Genomic DNA, 14,913 nt, shown 5'->3' with positions numbered 1-14,913 from the left:
GATTGCTCTTTTGTATTAAAAATTGACTATAATATTTTGATTATGCTAAAATTTGATTGAACGATCAATTAAAAAATTAAATAACTATTCAATAGGTGAGTAAGTGAACAATATTTTTTTAAATATTACGATGAATACGAAGGAGAACTGAATAATGGAAAAGGGAAAGCAATCCTTTATAGCAGAAGCACGACGTGATCAAATTATTGAAGCAGCAATTAAAACACTGGATGAAATTGGATATGTTAAATCAAGCCTTTCGCAAATAGCTAAGCGAGCAGGGATCAGTACAGCATTGATTTCATACCATTTTTCCAATAAAGAGGACCTAATTAATCATCTGTTGACAAAGCTTTTGGAAGAATCCACTTCATATATTATGGATCATGTACTTGCGGCAAATTCAGCACAGGAGAAATTAAATGCATTTATAAAGGCAAGTCTATCCTATCAAAATACACATCCTGCACATAATACAGCGCTTATAGAAATCGTTTTTAATGCTAGAACACCTGAAAACATTCCCTACTATAAATTAGTGGATGATGAGGAAGAAGATCCGATTTTGGCAGAGCTTAAACTAATTTTATATGAAGGACAGAAAAGTGGGGAATTTAAATCCTTTCATGTAGACGTGATGGCAAATGTTATTCAAGGGGCAATTAACGAATATATGTTTACCAATCCTGTCCTTACTAAGAAAGTTGATTTAAGTACGTATATAAATGAAGTGGTTCACATCATTAGCAGCGCAGTAAAAAAATAAAACTATATCATAGCTGGTTTCAAACAAGTCAATCAAGACTTTACGAATATATGATGGATGAAAGGAAGTGTTCTATTTGATGTCAGGTGAAATAAATTCTAGTTCGAAAACTATTCTAGGATATTCAAAAGCTCTTGGAATCTTACTATATGGAGGATTTAGTATACTAGGTTTACTATTAGGATACTTTTTGCCAAGGATTGCGGATTGGGCATTAAAACTTCCTTGGCTGCCGTTTGAAGGACCAATAAAACTAATCCACGCTTTGAATGGTCCGTGGTTACCAATTATTTTAGCAGCTCTTGGTTGTATTGCTGGTATAGTGATTGCGTATATAGCGATTAAAGAAATTCTGATTATCACATTGACAGATCAAGAGATCTTATTGGAAAAAGATGAGCAAAAAACTAGGCTATTAAATGAACAAATCGAATCAGTATTTTTAGATGGAAAGGAACTAGTGATACTCGGAAAATCAGGACATGAATTAGTAAGGGAGAAACATGATGATTCCCCCAAAAAAATATGTGATGCATTTATCAAGCACGGCTATTCTTGGTTAGCAGAAGGTGATCCATTCAAAGACGAATATAGAAGGTGGGTACCGGATTCACCAGAATTATCATTATCAGCCAATGCATTAATGAAAGCAAGAGAAATGGCATTAAAAAATAATGAAGTGAAGGATGTTAAAGAATTAAGAAAGGAACTTGAAAAGCTCGGCTATATCGTTCGTGATGAAGAGACATGTCAATACTGGAGAAAAGTGGAGAAGATTGGATAATAACTTTTTAGAGGGGGCCACAGGTTATGAACCCGCATATTACTGTCATTACTTTGGGTGTAGATGATTTAGAAAGATCGCTGTTATTTTATCGAGATGGACTGGGACTACCTACAAAAGGTATAGTTGGACAGGAATTTGAGCATGGTGCAGTCGCCTTTTTTGATTTACAAGCGGGTGTAAAGCTTGCTATTTGGAACCGGAAAGATATAGCTTATGATACAAAGATCAGTCAAAGCGCACCAAGTCCAACTGAATTTACGATTGGGCATAATGTTGGAAGCAAGGAAGATGTAGATAGGGTAATGGAGCAAGCAAGGAAAGCAAATGCAACGATAACAGTACCTCCTCATGATACTTTTTGGGGTGGATACTCTGGCTATTTTCAAGATCCAGATGGTCATTTATGGGAGATAGTTTGGAATCCTAATATGGAGGGATAGCATAGAAGTGAAGAGGGAGGATTCATTAGTTATCACTTGATTTTTCTTCGAATTTCTTATTCCTGTCCCATTAAAAAGCACACTAAACTTTATATTAGTGTGCTTTCTATATACAGATTTATCTTACCTTTTTCATTTCCTTCAAGTTACTTTCATAACGGTTGATACGTATAAAAGTTTTATCTTATTTCTATTTAAGTGAATTGATGAAACAATTGCCAAATTTTCTACAAATGGTATAGTAATTTCTGAATATGAATTTACGAAACAAAAAGCGGCTCCTTTTAGTTTTTTAGAACGAGGAGAACCGTTTCATTTCTTGTTGGAGGTGCACGATGTACAATAATGAACCGATTTTTTTACAGCCGGTCTTTCAAGAACGAATTTGGGGAGGGCAGAAATTAAAAACAGAATTTTCTTATGAGATCCCGTTTGAGAAGACGGGTGAGGCATGGGCGATTTCTGCGCATTTACATGGGCCAAGTGTCATTACTAATGGTCCTCTAACTGGGAAAACATTAGCTGATGCATGGAATGAACATAAGGAGCTTTTTAATAGGGAGACCGTCGATTCTGGAGAGTATCCATTATTAGTTAAAATTCTTGATGCAGCTGATGATTTATCTGTTCAAGTTCATCCAAATGATCAGTTTGCACGTGAAGTTGAAGGTGTCCCCTTAGGTAAAACAGAATGCTGGTATGTATTAAGCGCCGAAGAAGGGGCGGAGCTTGTGCTAGGCCATCATGCTAAAACATCTGAGGAATTTACTCGAATGGTCGATAAGGGAGAATGGGATAAGCTCTTAAGGCGAGTAAAAGTAAAAGCAGGAGATTTTGTCTATGTTCCAAGTGGGACAATTCATGCGATTGGAAAGGGGATTGTCATTCTAGAAACTCAACAGAGCTCAGATATTACCTATCGCGTATACGACTATGATCGTATGGATTCCGATGGGAATAAAAGAGAGTTGCATTTGGAGCGCGCAAAGCAAGTAACGACTATTCCACACCAAGATGCTTATGTTAAGCCAGTAGAAACGATTCAAGGTGGTCTATGTGAAAAGAAGCTGGTACAGGAACAGTATTTTACCGTTTATCACTGGCAATTGAATGGACAGGCTACTTGCAAAATGACTGCGAATTTTTTACAGGTGAGTGTTATTAAGGGGCATGCAGTTCTCGATATTGATGGAAAGTCTTTCGTGTTAACAAAGGGTAGTCATTTTATCCTTCCATACGGAATTCGGGAGTATACGTTAGATGGGGAAGCAGAATTTATAGTATCACATGAATAAAAATAAACTGTTATACGTTTAATAACGGTGAGTACTTCTCCGGAAATTGTGCTTGATTTGTACGTAGATAAAATACTATTTTAGCAGCGATACTATATATTTAGGGTGATAATTTTTATGAGTTCGATACAAGTATCTAGTGAATATGCGAAGCCCAATTGTACGAAATGTCTTTAGTTTATAAATTCCCATTATGCTCCAGGATATCATTTAAAACATTGGGCCAACAGTTGATACGACCTATCATATATAAGCAATTTAAGAAGAATGCTGGAGCTACACCCCATGAAAACAATACATATAATGAGAGAAAACAGTAATAGATTATTGTAGAAGGGGTGATGAACGTTGCTAAATAATTTACAAGGTACGAAAGAAACCTATCGCTTTCCAAAGAATTTCTGGTGGGGAAGTGCTGCATCAGGTCCACAAACAGAAGGTGCCTCACAATGTGACGGTCGAAAACCGAGCATATGGGATTATTGGTTCAGTGTCGAGCCAGGGTGTTTCTATAATGAAGTGGGCCCAGAGCATACATCTGATTTCTATCATCGGTATAAGCAAGACATTAAACTAATGAAAGAAACGGGACATAATTCCTTTCGAACGTCTATACAATGGTCGCGATTGATTCCAGATGGGATCGGACAAGTGAACCAGAAGGCGGTTGATTTTTATAATAACGTCATCGATGAACTAATTGCTAATGATATAGAACCTTTCTTGAATTTATACCATTTTGATATGCCTATGTGTATGCAGGAGAAGGGTGGCTGGGAAAGTAGGGAAGTCATTGAGGCATACGTGAAATTTGCAGAAAATTGTTTTCAATTATTTGGGGATAGAGTGAAGTATTGGTTTACATTTAATGAACCTATTGTCCCAGTCGAGGCAGGATATTTATATGATTTACATTATCCAAGAGTAGTAGATTTCAAAAGAGGGGCACAGGTTGCTCATCATACCATTGTCGCTCATGCAAAGGCAGTTGAGGTTTTTAAAAAATTAAATATAGATGGAAAAATAGGTATTATTCTTAATTTGACCCCATCTTATCCACGCTGTTTGGATGCTGTCGACGTAAAAGCTGCTCATATTGCGGATTTATTCTTTAACCGTAGTTTCCTTGATCCTGTAACAAAAGGAGAGTATCCGAAAGAATTAATTGATATCTTACGTGAAAGAGAACTACTACCAAACGTAGAAGCTGAGGATTTATCTGTCATAAAAAACAATCCAATTGATATTTTAGGAGTGAACTATTATCAGCCACGCCGAGTAAAAGCAAAGGAATCCCCCGTATCAGAAGATGAAGCCTTTATGCCTGAACATCTATTTGATCCTTATATTATGCCTGGAAGGAAAATCAATCCTCATCGTGGCTGGGAAATATGCGAGGAAGTTATATATGACATAATGATCGATCTTCGTGACCATTATGAGAATATCCCATTTTTTATTTCAGAGAATGGAATGGGTGTTGAGGGAGAAGAAAAATTCCGTAATGATGAAGGGTATATTGAGGATGATTATCGGATTGAGTTTATCCAAGAACACTTAAAGTGGGTGCATAAAGGTATTGGTGAGGGAGCGAATTGCTTAGGTTATCACCTTTGGACGTTCATGGATAACTGGTCATGGACAAATGCCTATAAGAATCGATATGGATTAGTCGAAGTAGATTTGAATAATAATTTAAAAAGAACGATTAAGAAATCAGGGAAATGGTATAAAGAAGTCTCACAAAATAATGGATTTTAAACTAAGGCTCTTTTTTCAACTATTATTGTTATTTAGGTAAAGATTTAACAAATATCGTTGAAGACTGTCATTCCCTTCATTTGTTCGAGAAAAGATCTTTAGCACTATTGAAGCGTGTCAGTTCGAGAATGATGCAAATTTAATTGGGGCCCTGTTTCATTTCCTACGGGTATTTGACAAAACATCAATATAAATAAGAAATAGTGGAGGAAGCTGAAATGTTTGGTGCAATTGAAGCTGGAGGAACAAAATTCGTTTGTGCAGTAGGAGATGAAAGGGGGAATATTATTGATCGGTTGCAGATCCCAACAACAGTGCCGGAAGAAACAATGACTGAGGTCATCGGATTTTTTAAGAAACATTCATTAAATGCGATCGGGGTCGGTTCATTTGGACCAATTGATGTAAATTCTGAAAGTCCAAACTATGGAATGATCACCACTACACCTAAACTACCGTGGAGAAACTATCCAATTGTACAAGCATTGAAGGATGCATTTTCTCTACCGATTGGTTTCAATACTGATGTAAATGCAGCTGCCTTAGGGGAAGCGACTCTTGGAGCGGCTAAGGGATTGGACAGCTGTATATATATTACAGTTGGTACCGGAATTGGTGCAGGTGCTGTTGTTCAGGGGAAACTTCTTCAAGGTCTATCCCATCCTGAAATGGGACATATCTTAGTAAGGCGACATCATAATGATCAGTATCATGGAAAATGCCCTTACCATAAGGATTGCTTAGAGGGGCTCGCAGCCGGACCTGCTATTGAGGAGCGATGGGGCAAAAAAGGAATCGATTTAGTAGATCAGAAGGAAGTATGGGATTTAGAAGGTTACTATATTGCACAAGCTCTTATGCAATATATTTTAATCATATCACCAAAACGAATCATACTAGGTGGTGGAGTGATGAAGCAGAAGCAAGTGTTTGCTTCTATATATAAGTATCTTAATGAGTTGCTAAATGATTATGTCACCTTACCTGATCTAAAGACATATATCGTAAGTCCAGGGCTAGGAGATCACGCAGGGATTACAGGCGCTCTTTTGCTAGCACATCAAGCTATAAAAGAAGAGATTCAGAGCTAATTAGGAAAAAATATAAGTAAAAAATACGAGAAATGAAAAGTCCATTTCTCGGTACCGTCAAAATAAATGGTTAAAAATATAAGGATGGGTTCCATATTTCCTATTAAACAGGGAAAGGAACCCATTTAATTTTTTATCATCAATTATTACTTATTTTCTTCGCTTTCATAGCTTAACTGCCAAGGGATACCAAATTTGTCTGTTAATTGTCCGTAGCACTTACTCCAAAATGTTTCTTGGAGCTCCATATCCACCGTTCCACCTTCTTTTAATCGATGAAAATATGTTGTAATTTCATCTTTACTTTGACTAACGATGGTTATATTAATATTGTTTCCAACAGTGAATGGCATACCAGGAAATGTATCAGAAAACATTACAGTACTTCCGTTTATAGTAAGACGCGCATGCATGACTAAATTTTTTGCTTCCTCTGGTAATGGGTATTCCGGATTCGGTGGTGAATCAGCAAAACTCATTATTTGCGGTGTTTCTGTATCGAAAACTTTCGCATAGAATTCAACTGCTTCACGACAATTTCCATTAAAGACTAAATATACATTAAGAGACATTAACTTCACTCCTTTAGTGAATTCATAATCATTCAGAAGACTATTTTTGCTTAAATTGTAAGTATGTATAGCCAATTAAAATAGTAGACACAAAATAGTAGATAACAGTCATAAAAAATGATGTACATTTATTTTAACCAGTATTTTACGGAATTAAAATATTTTTCAGAATAAATATCTGCCATTATATAAAAAATTTTTCGACATTTATACATTAAAATAGTCGAATGATTAAATTGACTTTGGGTTTGATATGAAGTACTATTTTATTATACTTTTTATACATTTTAATATAAAAAGTATAAAACATTATATTGGAGGTAAATTGAAAATGGGGAAATTTGAACTACCAAAATTAAAATATACATTTGATGCATTGGAACCATACATAGACAAGCAAACAATGGAAATTCACTATGGCAAACACCATCAAACATATGTAGATAAGTTAAATGCTGCACTAGAAGGGAAAAGTGAGTTACAAAGTAAATCATTAAAAGAAATACTTAGTGATTTGGGTTCATTACCTGAAGATATTAGAACAGCCATTAGAAATAATGGTGGAGGACATTTTAATCATACACTTTTCTGGGAGATTATTGCTCCGTTTAAAGAAGCATCTGCCCCTTCTGGAAAATTAGCAGAGGTGTTAAATGAAACGTTCGGAAATATTAGCATCTTTGAACAACAATTTGCTGATGCTGCAACCACTCGTTTTGGTTCTGGTTGGGCATGGCTTGTTGTTAATAAAAATGGTCAATTGGAAGTAATGAGCACACCAAATCAGGATAATCCGATTATGGAAGGCAAAACACCTATTCTTTGTCTTGATGTCTGGGAGCATGCATATTATTTAAGCTATCAAAATAGAAGACCGGAATATATTGAGAGTTTTTTCAATATTATTGATTGGGACGTAGTAGCAGAAAAATATGAGCAAGCCATAAGCTAATAGAAGATGAATGGAGGAGGGAGAATATGGCCTTCGTTATTACAAGTCCATGTGAAGCGGAGAAAGCAGGAGAATGTGTAACCGTTTGTCCAGTCGATTGCATTGAGAAAGGTCCTGACCAATACTTTATCAATCCAGATCTATGTATTGATTGTGGGGCTTGTGTATCTGTATGTCCGGTAGATGCAATTTTTGAAGAATATGATTTAACTGATGAACAACAACCTTATTTAGAAAAAGCAGAAAAGTTTTTTGGGATTCTTTGATTAAACTGTAAAGTTTTCTATGTGGAGCGAAGGTGTCTATAGAGACACCTTTTAATTGCTTCCTAATTGTTATTACAATTTTTGAAATAGATTTGGGATGTCCTCTCCAGGTATCGGACGGCTAAAAAGATAGCCTTGGCCAATTGGGCAGGAAACGTCCATTAAAAACTGTAATTGTTCTTTCGTTTCAATACCTTCAGCAATAACATTTAATCCTAAATTAGTAGCCATCATAATAATGGTTTCTACAAGTACCCCATCATCATTTTTAATATCCTCAATAAAAGATCGATCAATTTTCAACGTATCTATAGGGAAACGTCTTAAGTAGGAAAGAGAAGAATATCCTGTACCGAAATCATCAATTGAAAGTGAAACTCCTAAGGATTTGAGTTCTTTTAATATAAACAAGGCCCTATCGGGATCTTGCATAATACTCTCAGTAATTTCAAGTTCAAGTAATTTGGGTTTAATTTCATATTGCTGAATCATCCTTTGAATTGTCTCGACTAGTCCATCTATTTCGAATAAATATGGAGACAGATTTAGGGCGATATTGTTAGGAGGTAAACCTGAATCTTGCCATTGCTGAATTTGCTGACAAGCAGCATCTAGAACCCATTCACTTATTGGAATAATGAGTCCTGTTTCCTCAGCTATTGGTATAAACTCTGATGGTGGAATAATGCCCAATGTTGGGTGATTCCAACGGATTAAACCTTCTACGCCGATGATTGTTTGATTATTTAAGTCAACAAGGGGTTGATAGTGTAGAATAAATTCTTTTTTTTCAATTGCCTGTCTTAATGCCGATTCGATTTTCATATTTTTAGATAAAGTTTCATGTGCTTCATTTTTAAAAAATTGAACAGAATTATTTCCAGCTTCCTTTGCTCTATACATAGCAATATCTGCCTTTTTAACTAATGTTTCGATATCCGATCCGTCCTGTGGTGAAAGGCTAATGCCAATACTTACACTAAAGTAATATGGATTATTATGTAATGTAAATGGTTTTTTAAATAGTGCTTTTACTCGTCGAGTAATTTCTTTTACTTCATCAAGTGATCGATTTTTTACAACAATGGTAAATTCATCACCACCAAACCGATAAACATCTGCAATCCCATTAAAATGCCGGGATAAGCGCTTAGAAATTGATTTTAGTAGATAATCTCCTTTCGAATGCCCTAATGTATCTGTGACGTTTTTAAATCGATCAATATCAAGAAAGATAATTGCCAGTTGGTTTGTCTGGCTTTTCATACTTAACCAAGTATTGAGTTCTTCATTAAAACAGCGACGATTGGGTAATCCGGTTAATTCATCATGATATGAATGATAGATCAATTGTTCTTCGAGTTTTTTTAGCTCAGATATATCATAACGTATGGAAATATATTGATAAGGCCTCCCTTTTTCATTTAAAAAAGGGACGATGGTCGTATGAACCCAATAGAAGGACCCGTCCTTTGCCATGTTTTTAATTTCTCCAGACCAAACTTCACCAATACCAATCGTTTTCCACATGTTTTTAAAAAAGCTTTTTGGGTGGTACCCAGAATTGAGTATTCGATGATTTTGCCCAATTAGTTCTTCCTTCTTGTATTTTGAAATGTCACAGAATTTCTGATTAGCATAAATGATCGTTCCTTTTTGATCTGTAATTGCCACAATAGTTGATTGGTCTAAGGCAAATCTGATATCAATCATTTCTTTAATTAATTCGGGAGAAGGTTGGTTACTAAGTTTATTTATGTTAAGATATTGCATTTCGTGGTTTCTACGGTTGGATTCATTCATAAAAGATCCCTCTCTCCATTTATATAACGTAAACATTTATATCAATATGCTTAATTATACTTAATTTTCACTTAGGATAAAGTGATTAAAATTATGCATGATGAGCTAATGTGGGTGAGAGAAGTATTTATTCTATAGTTTTAAAAAATGGTGTTTCTTTGAAAAAGTGTTACAATAATGTAAATCATTTCTTGGAGGAACATATGAAAATAGTTAAGACGAATGCCATGCGGATATTGGATAAAGAAAAAGTTCATTATAGGGTGCTATCCTATACGGCAGATGATGGAAAAATTGATGGTCTGTCTGTTGCATATAAAATTAATAAGGAAGCTAAAATGGTTTATAAAACCTTGATTTCACAAAGTACAAGTGGATCATATTATGTTTATATTATTCCCGTAGAATTGGAGCTTGACCTAAAAAAAGCTGCTAAAGCTGTCGGAGAGAAAAAAATAGAAATGATACCTGTTAAGGATATTATGAAAGTTTCAGGATATATTCGTGGTGGATGTTCCCCCATAGGTATGAAAAAACGATATCCTACTTGTGTTGATGAAAGTATAAGAAACTTAGAAACAATTATTATTAGTGGTGGGAAAATTGGTGCTCAGATTGAAATGAATATAGAAGATTTCATAAAAGTAACAAATGCTCAAGTAGATCATTTAACTAAGTAAAGGTGATTTATTTGAGTTTTTTTAGTTATAGCGATTATTTTATATTTTTACTTTTGCCCCTTAAATGATTAAGATTTACAGTTACATTCTCCATCATGTTGACCTATACGCTATTTTATCGTAGGAATGTAGAGAAAATGTAGAGTTCAACATGTCATAGTACAAACTAATATCATATAAGGGGAGAAAGATATTGAATATTTCTTCAATAAAAAATCAAAGCAAACAAATTTTGGATAATGTAGCGGTATTATCCGCATTGGAAATAAATTTAGCGATGGTTGAATTCAATATGAAGGGCGAAGTGATCTGGGTAAATGATAACTTTGCACAAACATTAGGTTATCAACCTTATGAAATGATACATATGAAGCATAAACAATTCTGTACACTTGAATTTAGCACCAGTAAAGAATATGAGGAATTATGGGAGAAACTCAGTAAAGGTGAAAAATTTCAAGGAAAGATTGAACGTGTTGGGAAAACAGGAAATCGATTATGGCTTGAAGCGACATATGTTCCTATTCTAGATGAAAAAGGTCAAGTGGAAGCTGTCTTAAAAATAGCTACAAATATTACAGAAAGGGAAAACAAAACAACTGAAATTGTCTCAAAATTAAAGGTGATGCCTGAAAATCTAGTAAATAAAGTAATGGCGAATTCTCAGGAAAATATGAAAGCACTTCAATCGTTAAAAAGCCAAACTGAGCTAATTAGTGAAGTATCTAGGTTGATTCATAAAATATCTTCACAAACAAATATGTTAGCTCTGAATGCAGCAATTGAAGCAGCACGAGCGGGAGAGTACGGTCGAGGGTTTAAAGTTGTTTCGGATGAAGTCCGTAAATTATCGGGTCAAGTAGATGATGCAATTAAAATGGTCAATGAGAATGTAGAAAACATATCAAATGAAGTAATCAAGGTAAGCGAAATCACTCACAACTTAGAGGATATTGTAGTAACTACTCAATTAGAATTTAATCAAATAATGCAGGAACTTGAAGATATGTAAATTTAATAATATTTACCTAATTTCACCCTTTTTGAATTTGTCATAGTGTTGTATAGATATTGTATAGTTGTGTATGTCATAATAATTGAATAAATCTTAAATCACCTATTAAAGGCGGATGAGAAAAGAAATGTATTTAGAGGGAAGTTATAACTTCTATATTGTAGCTCTTTCAATTGTTATAGCAGTATTGGCATCATTTTCTGCACTGAATATCGTAGGGAAAATTTCATATACAGAGGGAAAGGCGAAATTTTTTTGGTTGTTAGCAGGGTCTTTTGTCATGGGTAGTGGTGTGTGGTCCATGCATTTTGTTGGGATGCTTGCTCTGGATTATCATATGAAAATGGAATATGATGTACGGCTCACCCTGTTTTCTATGTTAGCCAGTTTCCTTTCTTCACTTATTGCTTTTTATATTATGAAGGAAAAGGATATTAATTGGTATAAAATTGTCATTGGTGGCGTTTTTATGGGTGGCGGGATTGTCACCATGCACTATATGGGAATGGCAGCGATGAAAATGAATGTTGAACCCTCATATGACAAAGTTCTTCTGACCTTGTCTGTTGTTATTGCTCTAGTTGCTTCATTTGCTGCTTTATTCTTATTTTATCGTTTTCGAAGCCAATCTTCATCTATTTGGTTAAAATGGTTGTCTGCTATTGTAATGGGTATTGCCATTTGTGGAATGCATTATACAGGAATGAAAGCGATGAGATTCCACGTTCATTCCCACATAATGATGGATGGAGAGCAAATAACTGATTCTTTTTTGTTATATGGAGTTACTGTAACGATATTTATTATTTTATTTGTATCCTGGGGGGCAGTTTTCTTTGACCGAACTGTTTTAGAGAAGTTAGCCTATCAAGATACCATTACCCGCTTACCAAATCGTAACGAAATGAATCGTTTTTTTGATACGTATAGTGGAAATGAAACCATTGGGGTTTTATTTTTAGATCTTGATCAATTTAAGTTAATTAATGATACTCTTGGCCATGATTTCGGTGATTTACTTATACACGAAGTGGGGAACCGTTTACGAAAGTTTATTAAAAGTGACCAACAGGTGTTTAGAATTGGTGGTGATGAGTTTTTAATCATTATAAAAGAATGTGATCAAGAACGAGCGGAACATTTGGCCGAAAAAATCTTGATGAGTGTGAAAGCTGTCTATCCTATTGATGGAAATGAATTGTATGTGACTGGCAGTATCGGCATTAGTATCGGCTCGATTAAGGAATCCAATCGTTCAATGCTTCTGAAGACCGCAGATACTGCCATGTATCGAGCAAAGGAATTGGGGAAAAACCAATATTGCGTATATAACGAGATTATGGGTATGAAGGAAATCCGAAAAATGGAACTCGAAAAGGATTTACAAAGAGCTCTAGAGGATAATCAATTTTATCTAGTCTACCAACCAAAGTGGAATGTAAAAACTAACAGTCTAGTAGGTTTTGAGGCATTAATACGATGGAATCATCCGCGGCTTGGGATAGTTTCTCCAAATGAGTTTATTCCGATAGCTGAGGAAACAGGCATCATTGTGCCAATCACAAGATGGGTTTTAGAAGAAGCATGCCATCAATGCAAACAATGGCAAACTCCAGGGAAAGCTCATCCTGTATCAGTCAATCTTTCTCTTAAACTTTTTCAAACAGATAATTTAACCGACTTTGTTCAACTAGTGTTAGAAAAGATAGAATTAGATCCACAATTGCTAGAGCTGGAGATTACTGAATCGATGGTATTATACGATATTAATGACATTATTCGACAACTGGAAGTGATTCGAGGACTTGGAGTCAAGATTTCAATGGATGATTTTGGTACAGGATACTCTTCAATTGGATTATTAGACCGAATCCCCATTGATTCACTTAAATTAGATCGTCTTTTTACAAATGATTTAGAAACACCTAGTAAGCGTGCAATTATCCATGCAATCCTTTTAATGGCTGAAACTCTGCAATTAGATGTCATTGCTGAGGGAGTAGAAAATAAAGAACATATTGAATCATTAACTAAACTAGGATGCACGATTATGCAGGGGTATTTTTACAGTAAGCCAATGGAAAATAAAGAAGTTGATAAATGGATTCAATCGAATGAATTGGTTCCATTAAACTAGTTATATTAGTATAAAAATTAAATAGTTAATAGGGAAGTCTGCTTTTTTGAATGGTATGTTTTATGAACATAGCAATTAAAAGCAGGCTTATTTTATTATTGTCAATTTATGATATCTTTATTTTGTTTAAATCCTTAGAATAATAGTAAAATAGTATGTACCATGTTTTAAAATACCTTTTTACCTAATATCATGATGAAGAGTGCTAATGGAGGGTGCAATGAAGGCAATTATAATTGATGATGAACAGTTAGCATTAGATTATTTAGAGCAACTCCTACTAAACATAACAGACCTTCAAATAGTAGGTAAATATTTAGATCCCTTTAGAGGAAAAGAAGCTATCGAAAATAATAATGTGGATATCGTTTTTTTGGACATTCAAATTCCAGAAATAAATGGAATTGAACTAGCAGAACAGCTGTTAGAAATGAAACCTAAATTAAGCATAGTGTTTGTTACTGCTTATGATAATTTTGCGATTAAGGCATTTGAATTAAATGCTCTTGATTATATTTTAAAGCCTGTGCGAAAAGAACGATTATTAAATACGGTTGAACGGATCAAACAAAAATTTCCTGACCAAATTTTAGGTAAATCAGAGCTTTTGCACATATGTATGTTCCAGCAAGGAATCATTACAGATTCGAGCAATAATGTATTACAGCTTCAATGGCGAACAAATAAAGTTCTCCAGTTATTCTTATACTTGGTTCATCACAGAGGAACAATCATTAGTAAAGCACAACTAGTAGAGTTACTTTGGCGTGAGTATGAGCCAAAAAAGGCATTTGCACAGCTATATACTGCTATTTACCATATACGGAAAACGCTTGGAGCTATTAGCAATTATATATCAATAAAAAATATATCTGAAGGATACTTAATAACCTTGGAGAATGTAGATGTTGATGTTGATAGGTTTGAAAACTTTATACAAACTGGAGTGCCCATTTCTAAGGATACGATTGGGGAATATGAGCGAGTACTTGGTTTATACAAGGGGGAGTATCTACAAGGTTATGATTATTTATGGGCGGAAAGCGAACGTCAAAGATTACAATTACTGTGGGTAAGTACTTCGCTGAAAATAGTAAACTGGTATTTTTCTAATCATGAACTAGAAAGAGCAGTGGAAATAGGATTCGATATCATTTCAAGAAACCCTTTAGTGGAAGAAGCTTATTTTCTGCTCATGAAAATATTTGCCTCAATGAATAATCGCTTATTCGTTCATCAGCAATACCAACAATTAAAAGAAGTATTATATAAAGAATTAAATGAAGAACCTAATCAATCCATTACATATTGGTATAATCAATGGAAGGAAAACAGGGCTATTTGAAAG

At 34.7% G+C, this 14,913-nt stretch carries 14 protein-coding genes; 12 read left to right on the top strand and 2 right to left on the bottom strand.

Annotated elements, in window-relative coordinates; genetic code table 11:
• Nucleotides 1–154: 154 nt before the first annotated feature.
• The 6 genes from I5818_RS23035 (at nt 155) to I5818_RS23010 (ending at nt 6,140) form a co-directional block, all read left to right on the top strand.
• Nucleotides 155–766, top strand: a complete 612-nt coding sequence (locus I5818_RS23035) for a TetR/AcrR family transcriptional regulator (RefSeq protein ID WP_078110832.1) — start codon at nt 155–157, stop codon at nt 764–766.
• 79 nt (nt 767–845) lie between these two features.
• Entirely contained in the window at nt 846–1,550 is a 705-nt protein-coding gene (locus I5818_RS23030) for a YqeB family protein (RefSeq protein WP_058004563.1), read from the top strand.
• A 26-nt stretch (nt 1,551–1,576) separates the two neighbouring features.
• The gene (locus I5818_RS23025) at nt 1,577–1,993 is read left to right on the top strand and encodes a VOC family protein (RefSeq protein WP_078110833.1); all 417 of its coding nucleotides are present in this window, start codon (nt 1,577–1,579) and stop codon (nt 1,991–1,993) included.
• Between the two features lie 335 nt (nt 1,994–2,328).
• Nucleotides 2,329–3,288 (top strand): mannose-6-phosphate isomerase, class I, encoded by a 960-nt coding sequence (gene manA, locus I5818_RS23020; protein WP_078110834.1) that lies wholly within the window; start codon nt 2,329–2,331, stop codon nt 3,286–3,288.
• 348 nt (nt 3,289–3,636) lie between these two features.
• On the top strand, nt 3,637–5,049 hold the full coding sequence (locus tag I5818_RS23015; RefSeq protein WP_078110835.1) for a glycoside hydrolase family 1 protein: 1,413 nt from the start codon (nt 3,637–3,639) through the stop codon (nt 5,047–5,049).
• A 218-nt stretch (nt 5,050–5,267) separates the two neighbouring features.
• On the top strand, nt 5,268–6,140 hold the full coding sequence (locus I5818_RS23010; protein ID WP_058004567.1) for an ROK family protein: 873 nt from the start codon (nt 5,268–5,270) through the stop codon (nt 6,138–6,140).
• Between the two features lie 146 nt (nt 6,141–6,286).
• Here I5818_RS23010 and I5818_RS23005 read toward each other — a convergent pair whose 3' ends face one another.
• Nucleotides 6,287–6,712 (bottom strand): VOC family protein, encoded by a 426-nt coding sequence (locus tag I5818_RS23005; protein WP_078110836.1) that lies wholly within the window; start codon nt 6,710–6,712, stop codon nt 6,287–6,289.
• Nucleotides 6,713–7,043: 331 nt separating this feature from the next.
• Here I5818_RS23005 and I5818_RS23000 point away from each other — a divergent pair, with 331 nt between their 5' ends.
• Together I5818_RS23000 and I5818_RS22995 are read left to right on the top strand one after the other, a co-directional pair.
• Nucleotides 7,044–7,664: a superoxide dismutase gene (locus I5818_RS23000; RefSeq protein ID WP_078111228.1), complete on the top strand. Its 621-nt coding sequence runs from the start codon at nt 7,044–7,046 to the stop codon at nt 7,662–7,664.
• Nucleotides 7,665–7,690: 26 nt separating this feature from the next.
• Entirely contained in the window at nt 7,691–7,930 is a 240-nt protein-coding gene (locus I5818_RS22995) for a ferredoxin family protein (RefSeq protein WP_058004570.1), read from the top strand.
• Nucleotides 7,931–8,002: 72 nt separating this feature from the next.
• Here the strand turns inward: I5818_RS22995 and I5818_RS22990 are convergent, their stop codons facing one another.
• Nucleotides 8,003–9,733 carry a sensor domain-containing protein gene (locus I5818_RS22990; RefSeq protein WP_169846970.1) on the bottom strand — a complete coding sequence of 577 codons (1,731 nt, stop codon included), beginning with the start codon at nt 9,731–9,733 and terminating at the stop codon, nt 8,003–8,005.
• 203 nt (nt 9,734–9,936) lie between these two features.
• Here I5818_RS22990 and ybaK point away from each other — a divergent pair, with 203 nt between their 5' ends.
• The 4 genes from ybaK (at nt 9,937) to I5818_RS22970 (ending at nt 14,910) form a co-directional block, all read left to right on the top strand.
• Complete coding sequence (ybaK, locus tag I5818_RS22985) at nt 9,937–10,413, top strand: Cys-tRNA(Pro) deacylase (protein ID WP_209391826.1); 477 nt, start codon at nt 9,937–9,939, stop codon at nt 10,411–10,413.
• 193 nt (nt 10,414–10,606) lie between these two features.
• Entirely contained in the window at nt 10,607–11,425 is an 819-nt protein-coding gene (locus tag I5818_RS22980; protein ID WP_071975424.1) for a methyl-accepting chemotaxis protein, read from the top strand.
• A 118-nt stretch (nt 11,426–11,543) separates the two neighbouring features.
• Nucleotides 11,544–13,565, top strand: coding sequence for a bifunctional diguanylate cyclase/phosphodiesterase (locus tag I5818_RS22975; RefSeq protein WP_244975356.1), 2,022 nt, complete (start codon nt 11,544–11,546; stop codon nt 13,563–13,565).
• Nucleotides 13,566–13,785: 220 nt separating this feature from the next.
• A complete protein-coding gene (locus tag I5818_RS22970) occupies nt 13,786–14,910 on the top strand; it encodes a response regulator (protein WP_078111347.1) in 1,125 nt (374 codons plus the stop codon).
• Nucleotides 14,911–14,913: the final 3 nt, after the last annotated feature.

It is taken from the genome of Heyndrickxia oleronia, from assembly GCF_017809215.1.
GTDB lineage: Bacteria > Bacillota > Bacilli > Bacillales > Bacillaceae_C > Heyndrickxia > Heyndrickxia oleronia.
The sequence above is the reverse complement of the archived record's forward strand: the minus strand, read 5'-3'. Positions and strand labels throughout refer to the sequence as shown.